The organism is Streptomyces sp. NPDC031365 (assembly GCF_055569765.1).
The window spans coordinates 29496-45209 of the sequence record NZ_JBVIIM010000016.1; the positions used below are offsets into that span (position 1 = coordinate 29496).

Sequence of the window (15714 nt, forward strand, 5' to 3'; positions counted from 1 at the left end):
TGGGGGACCGGGCCGTCGGCGTCGTGCGTCAGCCCTCCGCGGACTCCACGGCGGCCGTGGCCTTCCGGGTGCGGCGGGCCCTGGGCTTCGTCCCGTCCGCGGGATCCGGCTCCGGGGACGTCTGCGCCGGGATGTCGACGGCGACGGCTGCCGGGTCGGCCTCGACGGCCTTGCGGGTGCGGCGGCGCGGCTTGGCCTCGGCGGCCTCGGCCGTGTCTGCGGCCTCGGCGGTGGCCGCGGTCTTGCGGGTGCGCCGTGGCTTGGCCTCGACCGCCTCGGCGGTGTCGGCGGCGGCCTCGGCCTTCTTGGCGGCGGCCTTCCGCGTCCGGCGCGGCTTGGCCTCCGTCGCCCCGGCCTCCGGGGACGTCTGCGCCGGGATGTCGACGGCGGCGGCCGCCGGGTCGGCCTCGACGGCCTTGCGGGTGCGGCGGCGCGGCTTGGCCTCGGCGGCCTCGGCCGTGTCTGCGGCCTCGGCGGTGGCCGCGGTCTTGCGGGTGCGCCGTGGCTTGGCCTCGACCGCCTCGGCGGTGTCGGCGCCGGCCTCGGCCTTCTTGGCGGCGGTCTTCCGCGTCCGGCGCGGCTTGGCCTCGGTCTCCTCCGCACCCTGCTCGACCGGCGTCCCGGCAGTGGCCGCGGCCTTCCGCGTACGCCGGGGCCCGGCCTGCGCAGCCCCGGACTGCTCGGTGCTTCCCTCGGCCGTGTCAACCGCCGTTTCCGCCTTCGCGGCGGTCCTGCGGGTGCGGCGCGGCGTGCTCTCCGTGGTCTCGACCGCCTCGGTGCCTGCCTCGGCCGTGTCGACCGCGGACTCGGCGGCCTCCGTGGCCTTGCGGGTACGGCGGCGGCGCGGCTCCGCGGCCGGAGCCTCGGGCTCGGTGGCGACCGGGGCTGCCGCGGCCACCGCGGTTTCCCCGACCGGCGACGGGGTGACGACGGCCACCGCATCCACCGCTGCCGTCTCCGTGGACCTGCGGGTACGGCGGCGGCGCGACGTGGCGTGGGCCTCGGCGGCGTCCACAGCCGTGCCCTCGGCCGTGTCGACGACGGACTCCGCCGCCTCCACGGGCTCCACGGAGCTCGCCGACGGTGCCCCCGAGGGGATCCCGTTGCGCGTACGGCGACGGCGGCGCGGGGTGCGCGGGGCACCGCCGGCCTCCGGCTCGTCGGCACCTTCGGCGGCAGGCAGGCCCGCGGGCTGCTGTGCGGCCCCGTCCGTCGGCGAACCGCCACGCGTGCGGCGGCGACGGCGCGGCGTACGGGTCGAGGTCTCCCGCTCCTCGGGACGTGAGGGGCCACCGTGCCCGGCCCGGCCACCGCGTCCGCGCGGCCCGCCACGGCCACCCGGCTCGCCCAGATCCTCCAGCTCCTCCGCGTCCAGCCCGGCGCGGGTCCGCTCCGCGCGCGGCAGGATGCCCTTGGTGCCCTCCGGAATACCCAGGTCCTTGAACAGGTGCGGCGAGGTGGAGTACGTCTCCGGCGGGTCGCTGAAGCCCAGGTCCAGCGCCTTGTTGATGAGCTGCCAGCGGGGGATGTCGTCCCAGTCGACCAGCGTGATCGCCGTACCCTTCGCACCCGCGCGGCCGGTGCGGCCGATGCGGTGCAGATACGTCTTCTCTTCCTCGGGGGACTGGTAGTTGATGACGTGCGTCACGCCCTCGACGTCGATGCCGCGGGCGGCGACGTCGGTACAGACGAGCACGTCCACCTTGCCGTTGCGGAACGCCCGCAGCGCCTGCTCACGGGCGCCCTGGCCGAGGTCGCCGTGGACCGCGCCGGAGGCGAAGCCGCGCTGCTTGAGCTGGTCGGCGAGGTCGGCGGCGGTGCGCTTGGTGCGGCAGAAGACCATGACCAGGCCCCGGCCGTCGGCCTGCAGTATCCGCGAGACCAACTCGGGCTTGTCCATGTTGTGCGCGCGGTAGATGAACTGCGTGGTGTTCGCGACCGTGGCGCCCTCGTCGTCCGGGGCCGTGGCGCGGATGTGCGTCGGCTGCGACATGTAGCGGCGGGCCAGACCGATCACCGCGCCCGGCATGGTGGCCGAGAACAGCATGGTCTGGCGCTTGACCGGGAGCAGTTTGATGATCTTCTCGACGTCGGGCAGGAAGCCCAGGTCGAGCATCTCGTCGGCCTCGTCGAGGACGAGCGCCTTCACATGCTTCAGGTTCAGCTTCTTCTGGCCGGCGAGATCGAGCAGCCGGCCCGGGGTGCCGACGACCACGTCGACGCCCTTCTTCAGCGCTTCTACCTGAGGCTCGTAGGCCCGGCCGCCGTAGATGGCCGTGACGCGCACATTGCGCACCTTGCCGGCGGCGAGCAGATCACTGGTGACCTGCGTGCACAGCTCGCGTGTGGGAACGACGACCAGCGCCTGCGGGGTGTCGGTGAGGTCCTCGGGCCGGGCGCGGCCGGCTTCCACGTCCGCGGGGACGGTGACGCGCTCGAGGAGCGGGAGGCCGAAGCCCAGCGTCTTGCCGGTGCCGGTCTTGGCCTGGCCGATGACGTCCGTGCCCGTGAGGGCCACGGGGAGCGTCATCTCCTGGATGGGGAAGGGAGTGATGATGCCGACGGCCTCCAGGGCCTCGGCGGTCTCGGGGAGAATTCCGAGCTCTCGGAACGTCGTAGTCAGGGTGCTGCCTCTTCTGTGTGCGCGGTGCGAGGCGAGCGCGGGGGTCGTGTAGGGACCGTGCCGGGGACGTCGGCTGCCTTACGGGCGAGGCCGTAGGACACGGGACCACTGCCGACGCTCGAGCGTTCGTACCGCTGAGGTGTCCCTCCGGATTCCGTACGCACTGTGCCGTACGACTTCAGAGGGCTGTCGGGTCGGAGCCGATCGGGCCACCGACCGGGCATCCTCATACATACGGCCTGTCGAGTACGTCAGAGTGCTCAGCAGGCGCATTACCACCATACCCCGGATTCGCGCACACGCCATGGCTGATTTGGTCACGTAGTCGTCGTCACACTGATTGACCACGGCCTTCCGGCGCGGGACAAGCGGGCTATTGTGCGCTTCATGACGAGCTCTGACAAGCCTGACAACGCCGCGGACACCCCCGAGACCTCCGCCGGGCACACCGGCGTCGCCGCCATGGACTGGGCGGCCGCCTCCGCCGACCCCCAGTACCGTGCCGCCGTCGTGGATCTGCTCGGCGCGCTCGCGTACGGCGAGCTGGCGGCGTTCGAGCGGCTCGCGGAGGACGCCAAGCTTGCGCCCACCCTGGCGGACAAGGCGGCGCTGGCGAAGATGGCCTCGGCCGAGTTCCACCACTTCGAGCGGCTGCGCGACCGGCTCGCCGGGATCGGTGAGGAGCCGACGCTCGCGATGGAGCCCTTCGTCGCCGCCTACGACGGTTTCCACAAGCAGACGGCGCCCTCCGACTGGCTGGAGGGCCTGGTCAAGGCCTACGTCGGCGACTCCATCGCCAGCGACTTCTACCGGGAGGTCGCGGCCCGTCTGGACTCCGACAGCCGCGCCCTGGTGCTGGCCGTGCTCGACGACACGGGGCACGGCGGCTTCGCCGTGGAGAAGGTGCGCGCGGCGATCGACGCGGACCCGCGCGTGGGCGGCCGGCTGGCGCTGTGGGCGCGGCGGCTGATGGGAGAGGCGCTGTCGCAGTCCCAGCGGGTCGTCGCCGACCGGGACGCGCTGTCGACGATGCTCGTGGGTGGCGTCGCGGACGGGTTCGATCTCGCCGAAGTCGGCAAGATGTTCTCCCGGATCACCGAGGCGCACACCAAGCGGATGGCGGCCCTGGGGCTCGCGGCCTGAGGGGCGTCCCGGGCCGCTGCCGTCCGGCTCACCCCCGGCGCCACCGTCGGCGACCGGTCAGGCGGTCGCCGACCGGCGGCGCAGTCTTCCCGCGGGACGCAGCAGCAGCGACAGCGATGCCACGGACACGATCACCGCGCCGAGCAGTATCGTCAGCATGTTTCCGGCGTCGAGCGCGGTGTTCATGACGAAGGCGCCGGACAGCGCTCCTGCCACACCGGTCGGCAGGACCAGGGCGCGGGCGGGGAGACGGTGCGGCATGCGGTGATATGCCGCCCACGCCAGAGCAAGGCCGAGGATCGCGGAGCTGAGCGCTTCCAAGAGCATGCTGGGGTCCCTCCCACATGGCCGGCCTGCTCACATTCGGTCGTAGCCCGTCCTACCCCTGACCTGCGGAGTTCAATCCACCCTTGAGGAGAACCCGTGCTCCATCCGTGAAGGGCGCGGGGGTGGAAGGGCGGACGGACGGAAGAGCGCCTGCCACGTCCGGCGGTCGGACGCCGGGCATCGCCCTTCGACGAGGCACGGTGTGGTGCTCCGGCCAGAGGTCGAGCGTGCTGCCCGACGAAGGGCAAACCGACGGACGGCAGGACACGCGGAAGGGCCCGGCGGTGCGAGAACCGCCGGGCCCTTCTCACGACTTCCGGTCGTCGCCTACAGCGCGCCGAAGCCCACCTTGCGCGGGGCCGGCTCGCCGATCTCGATGTACGCGAGACGGTCGGCCGGGACCAGGATCTTGCGGCCGTGCTCGTCCACGAGACTCAGCAGCTGCGACTTCCCGGCCAGCGCCTCGGCCACCACACGCTCGACCTCCTCGGCGCTCTGACCGCTCTCCAGAACGATCTCGCGGGGCGCGTGCTGCACGCCGATCTTGACCTCCACGGCTATGTCCCTCCGACGGTCAGTGAAGTGCGCGACCTTCCGCGCCGTACCAGCACACATTAGCCCGGTGAGGGGACGTACACGGTGCGCCCGGCAACGCCAGGAGCGAACAGCCCACGGGAAAGAACGCCCCGTCGGCGGCCTCAGTGCTGCTGATCGCTGCCGTGCAGCGGGAATCCGGCGATGCCCCGCCAGGCCAGCGAGGTCAGCAACTGCACCGCCTGGTCGCGCGGCACGCTGCGGTCGCTGTGCAGCCAGGACCGCGCCACCACCTGGGCGAGGCCGCCGAGCCCCGAGGCGAGCAGCGTCGACTCCGCCCGCGACAGCCCGGTGTCCTCCGCGATGACGTCGCAGATGGCCTCCGCACAGTCGCTGGTGACCTTGTCGACGCGCTCGCGCACGGCCGGCTCGTTCGTCAGGTCCGACTCGAACACCAGGCGGAACGCTCCGCCGTCGTCCTCGACGTACGCGAAGTAGGCGTCCATGGTCGCCCGGACGCGCTGCTTGTTGTCCGTCGTCGACGCCAGCGCGTGGCGCACCGACTGGATCAGCGCCTCGCAATGCTGGTCCAGCAGTGCGAGATAGAGATCGAGCTTGCCCGGGAAGTGCTGGTACAGCACCGGCTTGCTCACGCCGGCCCGCTCGGCGATGTCATCCATCGCCGCCGCGTGATAGCCCTGCGCGACGAAGACTTCCTGGGCGGCGCCCAGCAACTGGTTTCGTCGGGCACGGCGCGGCAGGCGTGTACCCCTCGGGCGTACCGCGTCTGTCTGCTCGATGGCTGTCACGCCGCCTCCCCTTTTCGTCCATGTGCGGTGTGAGCCGCGCCGCCATCGTACTTTTCGGTAACCGTGGTGTGCGCGGTGAGGGCGCAGAATTTCACGGACCGGACGGGGGCGAAAGCGGTATGGACGGTTTCAAAAGCTGTCAGAGCGGGCAAGAAGAATCCCCTTCATGGCACGTCTCGTCGCTCGACGACGCCCCGGCCGGCACGCGCCTCACCGGTACTCGTCCTCGTCGAGGGAGACGACCCGGGCCTGTTCCATCAGATCCGCCTCGCTGGCACGGTCGGGGTCGACGTCGGTCAGCGAGTCGTCCCGGTCCGGATTCACCTCCGCCTGCTGCTCGGCCGCATCGACCTCGGGCGCCTCCACGTCGTGCTGCTGGCCGCCCTCGGGCGCGTCCTCGTCCTCCGTGAACGTCTCGGGGTCGGTCGGGTCTACGGCCATGCTGGGCTCCCTTCCTACGAACGTCCCTGAAAATGCAGGGGCCACATACGGGTGCCCTCTGTACGAGCCTAGGAGACACCCGATCCGGACGCCATGCGATCCGCGACCGGGATGTGAGGGCGTGCGCACCCGCCCGGGACGTGTGCCGGGCCGGTCGTCCAGCCCTGTGATGCCGAACACATGAGCCAGTGCGTGATCGTCTCGTAACATTGCCGCATGTCTTCGACCGAGCTGCCGTCCGTGCCGCCCGTGCCGCCCGCAAGTGTGCTGCCCGAGGCGGCGGCCGTCAGGGTCGCGGAGGGTGAGCGGCTCAGGTCGGTGCAACTGCCGGGCGTCACGCTTTCGGTCCGGTCGAGGCCGCCCGCCCGTGAAGGACTGCCGTCCGCCCTCTACGTCCACGGACTCGGCGGTTCCTCACTGAACTGGTCGGCTCTCATGCCGCTGCTGCACGACGTAGTCGACAGCGAGGCGGTGGATCTGCCGGGCTTCGGCGACTCCCCGCCGCCGGACGACGGTGATTACTCCATCACCGCCCACGCACGCGCGGTGATCCGTTATCTCGACGCCTCCGGTCGGGGCCCGGTGCATCTCCTCGGCAATTCGCTCGGCGGTGCGGTCACGACCCGCATCGCCGCCGTTCGCCCCGACCTCGTCCGTACCCTCACGCTCGTGTCACCGGCCCTGCCGGAACTGCGGGTGCAGCGCACCGCCGTTCCCACGGGACTGCTGGCGGTGCCCGGGATCGCACCGCTGTTCACCCGGATCACCCGGGAGTGGACAGCGGAACAGCGGGTCCGCGGTGTGATGAAGCTCTGTTACGGGGACCCCGAGCGGGTGTCGCCGGAAGGGTTCCGAAACGCCGTGCACGAGATGGAGCGGCGGCTGCGGCTGCCGTACTTCTGGGACGCGATGGCACGCTCCGCGCGAGGTCTCGTCAACGCGTACACCCTGGGTGGCCAGCAGGGACTGTGGCGCCAGGCCGAGCGGGTGCTCGCTCCGACCCTGCTCGTCTACGGCGGCCGGGACCAGCTCGTCGGCTTCCGGATGGCTCAGCGGTCGGCGCGTGCCTTCCGGGATTCCCGGCTGGTGACGCTTCCGGACGCCGGGCACGTGGCGATGATGGAGTACCCCGAGACCGTGGCCCTCGCCTTCCGCGAACTTCTCATGAATACAACGGATTCGGCCGATGAGGGGAATACTGGGGAGCCGGACGCGCAGAGCGCTCCGGGTTTCCCCGCCGGCATCGGTGGCGGAACCACCGCCGAGAACATGAGGGGCTGAGGCGCGAGGTGGGACGCCACAGCCGACGTGGACCCGCTCCCAAGGGCGACACCACGGACACAACCGCAGAACGGGAGAGCCGGGACGGCCGCGAAGGCCGCCGGGACGACCGGCGGGACGCGCGTCAGGGCGTACGCCGGACGCCGCCGGCACAGGGGCCGGCCCCGCAGCCGCTGCCCGGGCGCCCACCCATGGGCGGGGCTCAGGGGTACGGGGTTCCCTACGGAACCCAGCCCGGAACTCCGGCGCACGGCACTCCGGTGTACGGAACGGGGGGATACGGGGCGCCGGCCGACGGTATGCCGCGTCTTGCGGACGGGACACCCGCACACGGTGTGCCGCGTCTTGCGGACGGCTGGCTGCCGGACGGGACTCCGGCGCACGGCTTTCCGCGACTGCCGGACGGGACTCCGGCGCACGGTGGCCCGCGCCCCCCTGACGGGACCCCCGCTCGTGGTGTGCCGAGGTTCACCGACGGCACCCCGGCCCATGGTGTTCCCCGGCTTCCCGACGGCACACCCGCCCGTGGTGTTCCCCAGGCCCGTGGGGGACACCCCGAGCAGCGGGAACCCGGCGGCGGGTGGGGGACGTCGAGCGGTCGGACGACGGCGGGGACCGGGTACGGCATGCCGGCGGCCGGAGCGGGGGTGCCCCTCCCGCGACAGCGGCGGGCGCCCCGGGGAGGGCCGCGCCAGGACTACCTCGACGCCTTCACCGAGGACACCGACCTCTTCGCGTCGCACGCACCCGCCGCCACCCCCCGCCCGCCGGACGTGGCGCGCCCCGCCGACCCGTACGCCGCGGTCACCGACTGGAACGGTGCTCCGGCCACCGGAGTCCCCGCCGACGCCGACGCCGACGCCGACGGGCCGCCGACCGGGGAGCCCGCGCAGACCAAGGGCGTCAAGGGCCGCGCGTTCACCGGAATGGCGGCCGCCGCCGTCACCACGGTGCTGGCCGTCGTCGTGGCCGGCCAGGTCGCCGAGGAGCAGGACGGCGCCGGAGTGCAGGCGCAGTCGGCCGGTGAGCAGGCCCGCGACGTCCGGGAGCCCGCCTCGCGCGGTGACGTCCGGGAGACGCCCGAGGTGCCCCCCGTCGAACCGCTGACGTACGAGCAGAAGATGGACAAGAAGTACCCGCTCGGCGCCACGCGCGCGGGCAGCGGGAAGTTCTACGCGATCCCCGGCATCGACAAGGCGCCCGGCAAGGGGGAGAAGATCACCTACCGCGTGGACGTGGAGCAGGGGCTCGGCCTCGACGGCGAGCTCTTCGCCGAGGCCGTGCACAGGACGCTCAACGACAACCGCAGCTGGGCGCACAACGGTGCCCGCACCTTCGAGCGCATCCACTCCGGCCGGGTCGACTTCGTGATCACCCTCGCCGGCTCCAGGACCACCGCCGACTGGTGTGCCAAGTCCGGCCTGGACACCACCGAGCAGAACGTCTCCTGCGATTCCGCGGCCACCGAACGCGTGATGATCAACGCGTACCGGTGGGCCCGGGGTGCCGAGACCTACGGCGACGAGATCCACGCCTACCGACAGATGCTGATCAACCACGAGATCGGCCATCGCCTGGGCTACAACCACGTCACATGCGACAAGAACGGTGACCTGGCCCCGGTCATGCAGCAGCAGACCAAGTTCCTCGACCACAACGGGATCAGCTGCCGCCCCAACCCCTGGGCCTATCCCAAGGGCTGATCATCATCTGACCGCACACTGATGTCCTAGCGCCCCGAACGCGTCCCGCGCGGGAAAGTTACGCCCGTTCACCCCTTTTGGTGGCGTGATGGACAACCGTCCGTCGCGCCACCGCCTGTTCCGCATACGTTCGTCCCGCTGCGAGCCGCCGGGCCAACGGCGGCTCCCCACACGGGAGATCGGGGGTGCACACGTGCGCATCGGACTGCTTACGGAGGGTGGCTATCCGTACGTGGGCGGTGAGGGCGGGCTCTGGTGCGACCGCCTGGTGCACGGACTCGAGCAACACGAGTTCGACGTCTACGCGTTCAGCGGCGCCGAAGCCCAGGAGGACGCGGGCTGGGTCCCGCTGCCGCCCCAGGTCCGCAGGGTACGCACCGCGCCCCTGTGGGCGGCCGAGGACGACGGCGTGGTGTACGGCCGCCGCGCACGCCGACGCTTCGCCGAGCTCTACGGCGAACTGGCCGCCGCCCTCTGCGCCGCGCCGGACTCCACCACCCCCGAGGCGGACCGTTTCACCACCGCGCTCCACGGCCTCGCCGAACTCGCCCGCGACGAAGGCGGCCTGGTGGCCGCGCTCCGTTCCGAAACGGCCGTACGCGCCCTGGAGCGCGCCTGCCGTGCGCCCGGAACCCGGCGCGCCGCGCGCGAGGCCCGCGTCCCGGATCTGCTGGCCGTCGCCACGCACCTGGAGCGTGCCCTGCGCCCCCTCTCGCTCGACTGGTACGAGGAGGACGGGCTCGGCGCGGTGGACCTGTGCCACGCCGCCTCCGGAGGAGTGGCGGCCCTTCCGGGGCTGCTCGCCCACCACTTCTTCGACATCCCGCTCCTGCTCACCGAGTACGGCGTACGTCTGCGGACGCACTACCTGACCCGCCCGGACGCGCCACCCGCGGTCCGCTCCCTGCTCGCCGCCTTCCACGGCGGGCTCGCTGCGGAGACCTACCGCCGGGCCGCGTTCATCACGCCCGGCAACACACACGCCCGCCGCTGGCAGGAGCGCTGTGGCGCCGACCCGGCGAAGCTGCGCACGGTGTATCCGGGCATGGACGCCGCACCCTTCGCCGAGGTGGGGGAGTCCCCGAAGAGCGGGGACCCGCACACCCTCGTCTGGGTCGGCCGGGTGGAGCCCGCCAAGGACCTGGTCTCACTGCTGCACGCCTTCGCGGCGGTCCGCGAGGAGGAACCGAAGACCCGCCTGCGGATCATCGGTGGCCCGTCGGGCCCCGAGGGCGCCGGCTACCTCGGCCACTGCAAGACACTGGCAGCGCAGCTCTTCCCGGACGAGGCCGGGGACCCCCATGCGGCCGGCGACAACCCCGTGTCGTTCGAGGAGGTCGGCGGTCCCGGTCCGGGCGCCCTCGCCGACGCCTATGCCGGCGGGGCCGTGACCGTCCGCTCCAGCGTGGTCGAGGGCTTCCCGACAGAGCTGGTCGAGGCGATGTTCTGCGGGCGCGCGACGGTCTCCACGGATGCCGGCGCGGTCGTGGAGGCCATCGGCGGTACCGGGCTCGTCGTGCCACCGCGCAATCCGAGGGCACTGGCCGAGGCCTGTGTCGCCCTGCTGCGCGACCCCGAGCGCCGCATCCGCCTCGGCGCCGCCGCGCGCACCCGCGCGCTCGAGTTGTTCACCGTCGACCAGAACATCGCGGCCTTCCACGGCCTGTACCTGGAGATCGTCGCGCGGACCCCGGTCCGCCGCCTCGTCCTCGACGGCACCGGTGACCCGTTGCCCTTCGCAGCCCCCGCCGAGGCCCACGTTCCCGGACTCTGGACCGATCCGGCCCCCCGCGCCCTCCCCGCGTGGGCCATGGACGCCCCGGTACCCGCGACGGAGAGAGCCCGATGACCGACCTGGGCGAACTGAACCGCAGTGCTCCTCCCGGTGTGGCGGACCCCGTCAAGGCACTCCTGCACCGCCACCACGACCTGTGCCTGCGGGCGGTGGACCCCTTGGAGATCGCAGCGGGCCTCGAGGCCCACGGCATCACCGACCGAACCGCCGCCCGTTTCCGCCACCGCGACGTCTTCTCCCTGGCGGAGGAGCTCTACGCCCGGGTCCCCCGCGACAGTGACTGCCCGCGCTCCACCACACCCCGCGAGGAACCCCCCGGCAGGACGACCCGGACCCGACTCCTCTCCCTCCTCCCCCTCCTCCCCGGCGCCATGTGCGCGGCGGCGGTGACCGCCCTGCGCCACACCGAGGGCGAGACCCGCCTCTACGCGGCAGCCACCGGCATCCTCGCCACCGCCCTTGCCCTCCGCGCGGTACTGCGCCGGGGCCCGCTGAGCACCGCCCCCCACACACCCCACTCGGGCACCGCGTCCTGGACCTGCTGGCTGCTCATCGGCTACGCCTTCCTGGGCGACGGTCTGCTGCACACGGCGATCACCGGCGGCCCCGACGGCCTGCCCGACGGCACGGCCGAGGGACGCTGGCCGCTCACCGCCGCCCCGGTCCTGGCACTCGCCCTCGCCTGCGCGCCGGCGGCCTGGGCGGCCCACCTCTTCACCACCCGTGCCCGCCGTCGGCTCGATTCCAGCCGTGGCCTGGAGGACTTCGCCTCCTCCGTGCGCCCCGTGCTCCTGGCCACGTTCGGGCTGTTCCTGGTCGCACTGACAGCGCTGCTCACCGCGACGACCGCACTCCTCGACGAGTCCGTCGCCCTCACCGAGACGCTCGCCCTGGGTGCTCTGCTCTTCCTGGCCCGCCTCCTCACGATCCACGGCTTCACCCACGCGCCCAAGGTGATCCTCATGATCACGGCCACCACCCAGGCGACGGCCCTGGCCGCGGTCTTCGCCGCCCGCCTCCCCGGCTGTGCCGCCCTGTCCGCACCGGTGGAAGCCCTGACCGCCTGGAACCCCGCGGCGGTCCCCACCCTCACCTGCGGAGTGGCGGCCCTGACCCTGCTGTTCCACGCCTCCCGCACCCTCCCCCGCGCCTCGGCACACATCCCTGCGGAGCAAGCACGATGACCGGCCGCGGGGTCGGTGCGCGCAGCGAGCGGGCTGGCCAACCGGGAGCTCGCACGATGCCCTGCGCCGGCGTGGGCCGTGCAACCCGGTGCTTGCACGCTGCCCCGGTGTCGGCGGGCACACGGGGCGGGTCGCGCGGTCCGGCGCTCGCGGGGCGCCGTCGCGCCCACCCTTCCCCACTCCCGGCTTCGCACGAGCGGGGGAACTCCCGTCGCCCCGGCGGCACGGCCGCTCGTGGTGGCCGTGGCGTGGGGGGCGGGCGCGGCATGTCACCGCGCGCGGTGGTGCGGCTGTGGCTGTCCGCGCGAGGCGCGGCGAGCGCCGGCGCGCGCGGCACACGGCGTATTCGGCCGTGGGCCCGGCGGGGGCCGTGCGGCAGGAGCGTACGGCGTTGGGCTGCTACGGCGTCGGGCGGCAGCGGCTGCCCACGGCGGCGCGGGGACGGCGCGAGGACGGCCGCCCGTAGTGGTCGGCGCGCCCCGCGCCCCGCACCCCGCCCACGTGACCCATCGCGCGCCGGCCGGAGGCCAGACCGCCCCGACGCGGCGGCCCCGGCCCACCCGCCGGCCGAAGGCGCGGGGCCGGCCCTCACCGGAGGAGCGGCGTCGTCGCAGGCATACGACCCGCACATCCACCCGACCGAACGGCGCCGCAGACATCCGCACCGAACGGCACACCGCGAGCAGTACGACCCTCACCCGAAGGAGAACCCCACATGACCCCCCGTCCAGCAGCCCCGTGCCCTCCCGAAGGAGCGGCCCGATGAGAGTCCTGATGATCGGAGCCAACGGCCACATCGGCCGCTTCGTCGCCGACCGCCTCCTCGCCGACCCCGCGGTCCAGCTCACCGCCCTCGGCCGGGGAGATGACGCCGACGTCCGCTTCGACCTCGCCACCGGCAGCCCCGGCGCCCTCACCCGCTTCCTCGACGCCGTCCATCCCGGCGTAGTCGTCAACTGCGCGGGCGCCACACGAGGCGGCGCCCGCGAACTCACCCGTCACAACACCGTCGCCGTCGCCACCGTCTGCGAGGCCCTGCGCCGCAGCGGCTGCGGCGCGAGGCTCGTACAGCTCGGCTGCGGCTCGGAGTACGGTCCCAGCCAGCCCGGCTCCTCCACCGCGGAGGATGCCGTGCCCCGACCCGGCGGCCCGTACGGCGTCAGCAAACTCGCCGCCACCGAACTGGTCCTCGGTTCCGGCCTGGACGCCGTGGTGCTGCGGGTCTTCTCACCCGTGGGCCCCGGCACCCCCGCCGGTTCCCCCCTCGGCCGCCTCGCCGAGGCCATGCGGCGCGCCATGCAGTCCGGTGACGCCGAGCTCAAGCTCGGCGGCCTCGGCGTGCAGCGGGACTTCGTCGACGTCCGCGACGTCGCCCGGGCCGTCCACGCCGCCTCCCTGTCCGCCGCGCAGGGCGTCATCAACATCGGTTCGGGCCGCGCCGTCCGCCTCCGCGACGCCGCCGGAATCCTCGCCCGGGTGGCCGGCTACGGCGGTGTCCTCAACGAACTGGACAACCCGTCCGGTCTGCACCACGCCCTCACCCCCCACATGACCCACGCCGCTCACACCGGCCCTCACACGACGAACACCCCTCACCTCAGACCCACCATCGGCCACCCCCGCCCCGACCCCGACCACCACCCCGGCGCCGCCGCAGGCAACCCCGCCGCCTTCCCGTACCCCGACGGCTGCGGCACCTGGCAGCAGGCGGACGTGCGCACCGCCCGGGACCGACTCGGCTGGCGCCCCCGCATCAACCTCGAGGAGTCCCTGGCCGACATCTGGATGGAGGCGGCATGCCGTATCTGACCCGTGTCAGACCGGGCGCCGCGAGCACAGACGTCCGTACCGGCCTCGGCATCCCCGGATTCGCGCACCCGCTCCTCGCCGCCACCGAGTGGAACAGACTCGCCCGCCCGGGCACTCCCCTGCACTGGGTGGTGCTCAACGTGGCCGACGGACCCGGCGTCCGGCCCGATCCGCACTGTCTGGAAGCGGCCGGCCGCCTGCGCAACGCCGGAGTCCGCGTCCTCGGCCACCTCGACCTCGCCCACGGTCTCCGTTCCTTCGGGGAGGTGATTACCGACGCACACCTCTTCCTCGACTGGTACCAGGTGGACGGCTTCCTCCTGGACCGCTGCCCCGCCGACCGCGCCGCGTTCCCCGGCGTGCGGCGGACCGTCGGCACGCTCCGGGTGGTCGATGAGGACGCCCACATCGTCCTGGGCCACGGCACCCACCCCTACCCCGGATACGCGGAGCACGCCGACCAGCTGGTCACCTTCTCCGGCGGATGGAGCGACTACCGCTGGTCGCAGGTGGCCGAATGGACCGCCGACCATCCGCCGGAACGCTTCTGTCACTTCGTGCACGGAGTGCCCGGGCCGCACCTGGACGAAGCCCTGCGCATCGCCCGCTGGCAGGGCGCCGGGACGGTCTACTTCACCGATCACACCCCCCGCCGGCTCACCGGCCCCTGGGAGCCGCTGCCCGGCTACTGGGACGACATCGTCTCGCGTGTCGGAACGGGTGTCTCGGAATGAAAAAGGGCGTGGCAGTGTTAAGCGCAGAACAACCGTACTGATTGACCGACCAACGGAGTCCCCGTGTCGCTGCCACCCCTGGTCGAGCCGGCCCCCGAGCTCACCGTAGACGAGGTCCGCAGGTACTCCCGCCACCTGATCATCCCCGATGTGGGGATGGACGGGCAGAAGCGGCTGAAGAACGCCAAGGTGCTCTTTGTGGGCGCCGGCGGCCTGGGTTCCCCGGGGCTGATGTATATGGCCGCGGCGGGCGTGGGCACGCTCGGCATCGTGGAGTTCGACGAGGTCGACGAGTCGAACCTGCAGCGCCAGGTCATCCACAGCCAGTCCGACATCGGCCGTCCCAAGGCGGAATCCGCGCGGGACACGATCAAGGGCATCAACCCGTACGTGAACGTGGTCCTTCACGAGGAGCGGCTCGAGGCCGACAACGTGATGGGCATCTTCGCCCAGTACGACCTGATCGTGGACGGCACGGACAACTTCGCGACCCGCTACCTGGTCAACGACGCCTGCGTGCTGCTGAACAAGCCGTACGTGTGGGGTTCGATCTACCGATTCGACGGTCAGGCGTCCGTCTTCTGGTCCGAGCACGGCCCCTGCTACCGGTGCCTCTACCCGGAGCCCCCGCCCCCCGGCATGGTCCCCTCCTGCGCCGAGGGCGGCGTTCTGGGCGTGCTGTGCGCGTCCATCGGCTCGATCCAGGCCAACGAGGCCATCAAGCTGCTCGCCGGTATCGGTGAGCCCCTCCTCGGCCGCCTGATGATCTACGACGCCCTGGAGATGCAGTACCGCCAGGTCAAGGTCCGCAAGGACCCCGACTGCGCGATCTGCGGCGAGAACCCGACCGTCACCGAACTCATCGACTACGAGGCCTTCTGCGGCGTCGTGTCCGAGGAGGCCCAGGCGGCGGCGGCCGACTCCACGATCACTCCCAAGCAGCTCAAGGAGTGGATCGACGACGGCGAGAGCATCGAACTCATCGACGTCCGCGAGCCGAACGAGTTCGAGATCGTGTCCATCCCGGGCGCCCGCCTCATCCCCAAGAACGAGTTCCTCATGGGCAACGCCCTGGAGAGCCTGCCCCAGGACAAGAAGATCGTCTTGAACTGCAAGACGGGTGTCCGCAGTGCGGAAGTCCTCGCGGTCCTGAAGTCCGCGGGCTTCGCCGACGCCGTCCACGTGGGCGGCGGCGTGATCGGCTGGGTCAACCAGATCGAACCCGAGAAGCCGGTCTACTGAGCCACACCGGCCGAGGGGGGGGGGGGGGGGGGGAAGGGGGGGGGGGGGGGCCCCCCGCCCCCGCGGGCAGGACCCGCCGTTCTTTTTCC

General features: G+C 72.5%; 13 protein-coding genes. 8 read left to right on the forward strand and 5 right to left on the reverse strand.

Features of this window, described 5'->3' with window-relative positions; translation table 11 throughout:
- Positions 1-28: 28 nt before the first annotated feature.
- Positions 29-2530 (reverse strand): DEAD/DEAH box helicase, encoded by a 2502-nt coding sequence (locus tag ACZ5C2_RS22960; RefSeq protein ID WP_468793945.1) that lies wholly within the window; start codon positions 2528-2530, stop codon positions 29-31.
- A gap of 480 nt (positions 2531-3010) precedes the next feature.
- On the opposite strand from ACZ5C2_RS22960, the gene ACZ5C2_RS22965 reads away from it, so the two are divergent.
- The gene (locus tag ACZ5C2_RS22965) at positions 3011-3766 is read left to right on the forward strand and encodes a ferritin-like domain-containing protein (protein WP_468793948.1); all 756 of its coding nucleotides are present in this window, start codon (positions 3011-3013) and stop codon (positions 3764-3766) included.
- Between the two features lie 57 nt (positions 3767-3823).
- Here the strand turns inward: ACZ5C2_RS22965 and ACZ5C2_RS22970 are convergent, their stop codons facing one another.
- From ACZ5C2_RS22970 to ACZ5C2_RS22985, 4 genes are all read right to left on the reverse strand, one after another.
- Positions 3824-4093, reverse strand: a complete 270-nt coding sequence (locus tag ACZ5C2_RS22970) for a hypothetical protein (protein WP_468793951.1) — start codon at positions 4091-4093, stop codon at positions 3824-3826.
- A 327-nt stretch (positions 4094-4420) separates the two neighbouring features.
- On the reverse strand, positions 4421-4648 hold the full coding sequence (locus ACZ5C2_RS22975) for a DUF3107 domain-containing protein (RefSeq protein ID WP_030220063.1): 228 nt from the start codon (positions 4646-4648) through the stop codon (positions 4421-4423).
- A gap of 143 nt (positions 4649-4791) precedes the next feature.
- A complete protein-coding gene (locus ACZ5C2_RS22980) occupies positions 4792-5436 on the reverse strand; it encodes a TetR/AcrR family transcriptional regulator (protein WP_468793954.1) in 645 nt (214 codons plus the stop codon).
- Positions 5437-5646: 210 nt separating this feature from the next.
- Complete coding sequence (locus tag ACZ5C2_RS22985; RefSeq protein ID WP_468793957.1) at positions 5647-5877, reverse strand: hypothetical protein; 231 nt, start codon at positions 5875-5877, stop codon at positions 5647-5649.
- A gap of 216 nt (positions 5878-6093) precedes the next feature.
- Between ACZ5C2_RS22985 and ACZ5C2_RS22990 the strand changes: the two genes are divergently transcribed.
- The 7 genes from ACZ5C2_RS22990 (at position 6094) to moeZ (ending at position 15625) form a co-directional block, all read left to right on the forward strand.
- Positions 6094-7158 carry an alpha/beta fold hydrolase gene (locus ACZ5C2_RS22990; protein WP_468793960.1) on the forward strand — a complete coding sequence of 355 codons (1065 nt, stop codon included), beginning with the start codon at positions 6094-6096 and terminating at the stop codon, positions 7156-7158.
- An 8-nt stretch (positions 7159-7166) separates the two neighbouring features.
- Positions 7167-8861, forward strand: a complete 1695-nt coding sequence (locus ACZ5C2_RS22995) for a DUF3152 domain-containing protein (protein WP_468793963.1) — start codon at positions 7167-7169, stop codon at positions 8859-8861.
- 193 nt (positions 8862-9054) lie between these two features.
- A complete protein-coding gene (locus tag ACZ5C2_RS23000; protein WP_468793966.1) occupies positions 9055-10710 on the forward strand; it encodes a DUF3492 domain-containing protein in 1656 nt (551 codons plus the stop codon).
- A complete protein-coding gene (locus ACZ5C2_RS23005) occupies positions 10707-11840 on the forward strand; it encodes a hypothetical protein (RefSeq protein WP_468793969.1) in 1134 nt (377 codons plus the stop codon). The genes ACZ5C2_RS23000 and ACZ5C2_RS23005 overlap by 4 nt, the downstream gene beginning before the upstream one ends.
- A gap of 762 nt (positions 11841-12602) precedes the next feature.
- A complete protein-coding gene (locus tag ACZ5C2_RS23010) occupies positions 12603-13649 on the forward strand; it encodes an NAD-dependent epimerase/dehydratase family protein (RefSeq protein ID WP_468793972.1) in 1047 nt (348 codons plus the stop codon).
- On the forward strand, positions 13637-14383 hold the full coding sequence (locus ACZ5C2_RS23015; protein ID WP_468793975.1) for a spherulation-specific family 4 protein: 747 nt from the start codon (positions 13637-13639) through the stop codon (positions 14381-14383). Before ACZ5C2_RS23010 ends, ACZ5C2_RS23015 begins: the two co-directional genes overlap by 13 nt.
- Before the next feature lie 63 nt (positions 14384-14446).
- Positions 14447-15625 (forward strand): adenylyltransferase/sulfurtransferase MoeZ, encoded by a 1179-nt coding sequence (moeZ, locus tag ACZ5C2_RS23020; RefSeq protein WP_468793978.1) that lies wholly within the window; start codon positions 14447-14449, stop codon positions 15623-15625.
- Positions 15626-15714: the final 89 nt, after the last annotated feature.

Coding starts and splice junctions, on each gene's coding strand:
- ACZ5C2_RS23015 (WP_468793975.1), top strand. CDS start 13,637: ATGCCGTATCTGACCCGTGTCAGACCGGGCGCCGCGAGCACAGACGTC.
- ACZ5C2_RS22985 (WP_468793957.1), bottom strand. CDS start 5,877: ATGGCCGTAGACCCGACCGACCCCGAGACGTTCACGGAGGACGAGGAC.
- ACZ5C2_RS22990 (WP_468793960.1), top strand. CDS start 6,094: ATGTCTTCGACCGAGCTGCCGTCCGTGCCGCCCGTGCCGCCCGCAAGT.
- ACZ5C2_RS22960 (WP_468793945.1), bottom strand. CDS start 2,530: ATGACGCTCCCCGTGGCCCTCACGGGCACGGACGTCATCGGCCAGGCC.
- ACZ5C2_RS23005 (WP_468793969.1), top strand. CDS start 10,707: ATGACCGACCTGGGCGAACTGAACCGCAGTGCTCCTCCCGGTGTGGCG.
- ACZ5C2_RS23010 (WP_468793972.1), top strand. CDS start 12,603: ATGAGAGTCCTGATGATCGGAGCCAACGGCCACATCGGCCGCTTCGTC.
- ACZ5C2_RS22970 (WP_468793951.1), bottom strand. CDS start 4,093: ATGCTCTTGGAAGCGCTCAGCTCCGCGATCCTCGGCCTTGCTCTGGCG.
- ACZ5C2_RS22965 (WP_468793948.1), top strand. CDS start 3,011: ATGACGAGCTCTGACAAGCCTGACAACGCCGCGGACACCCCCGAGACC.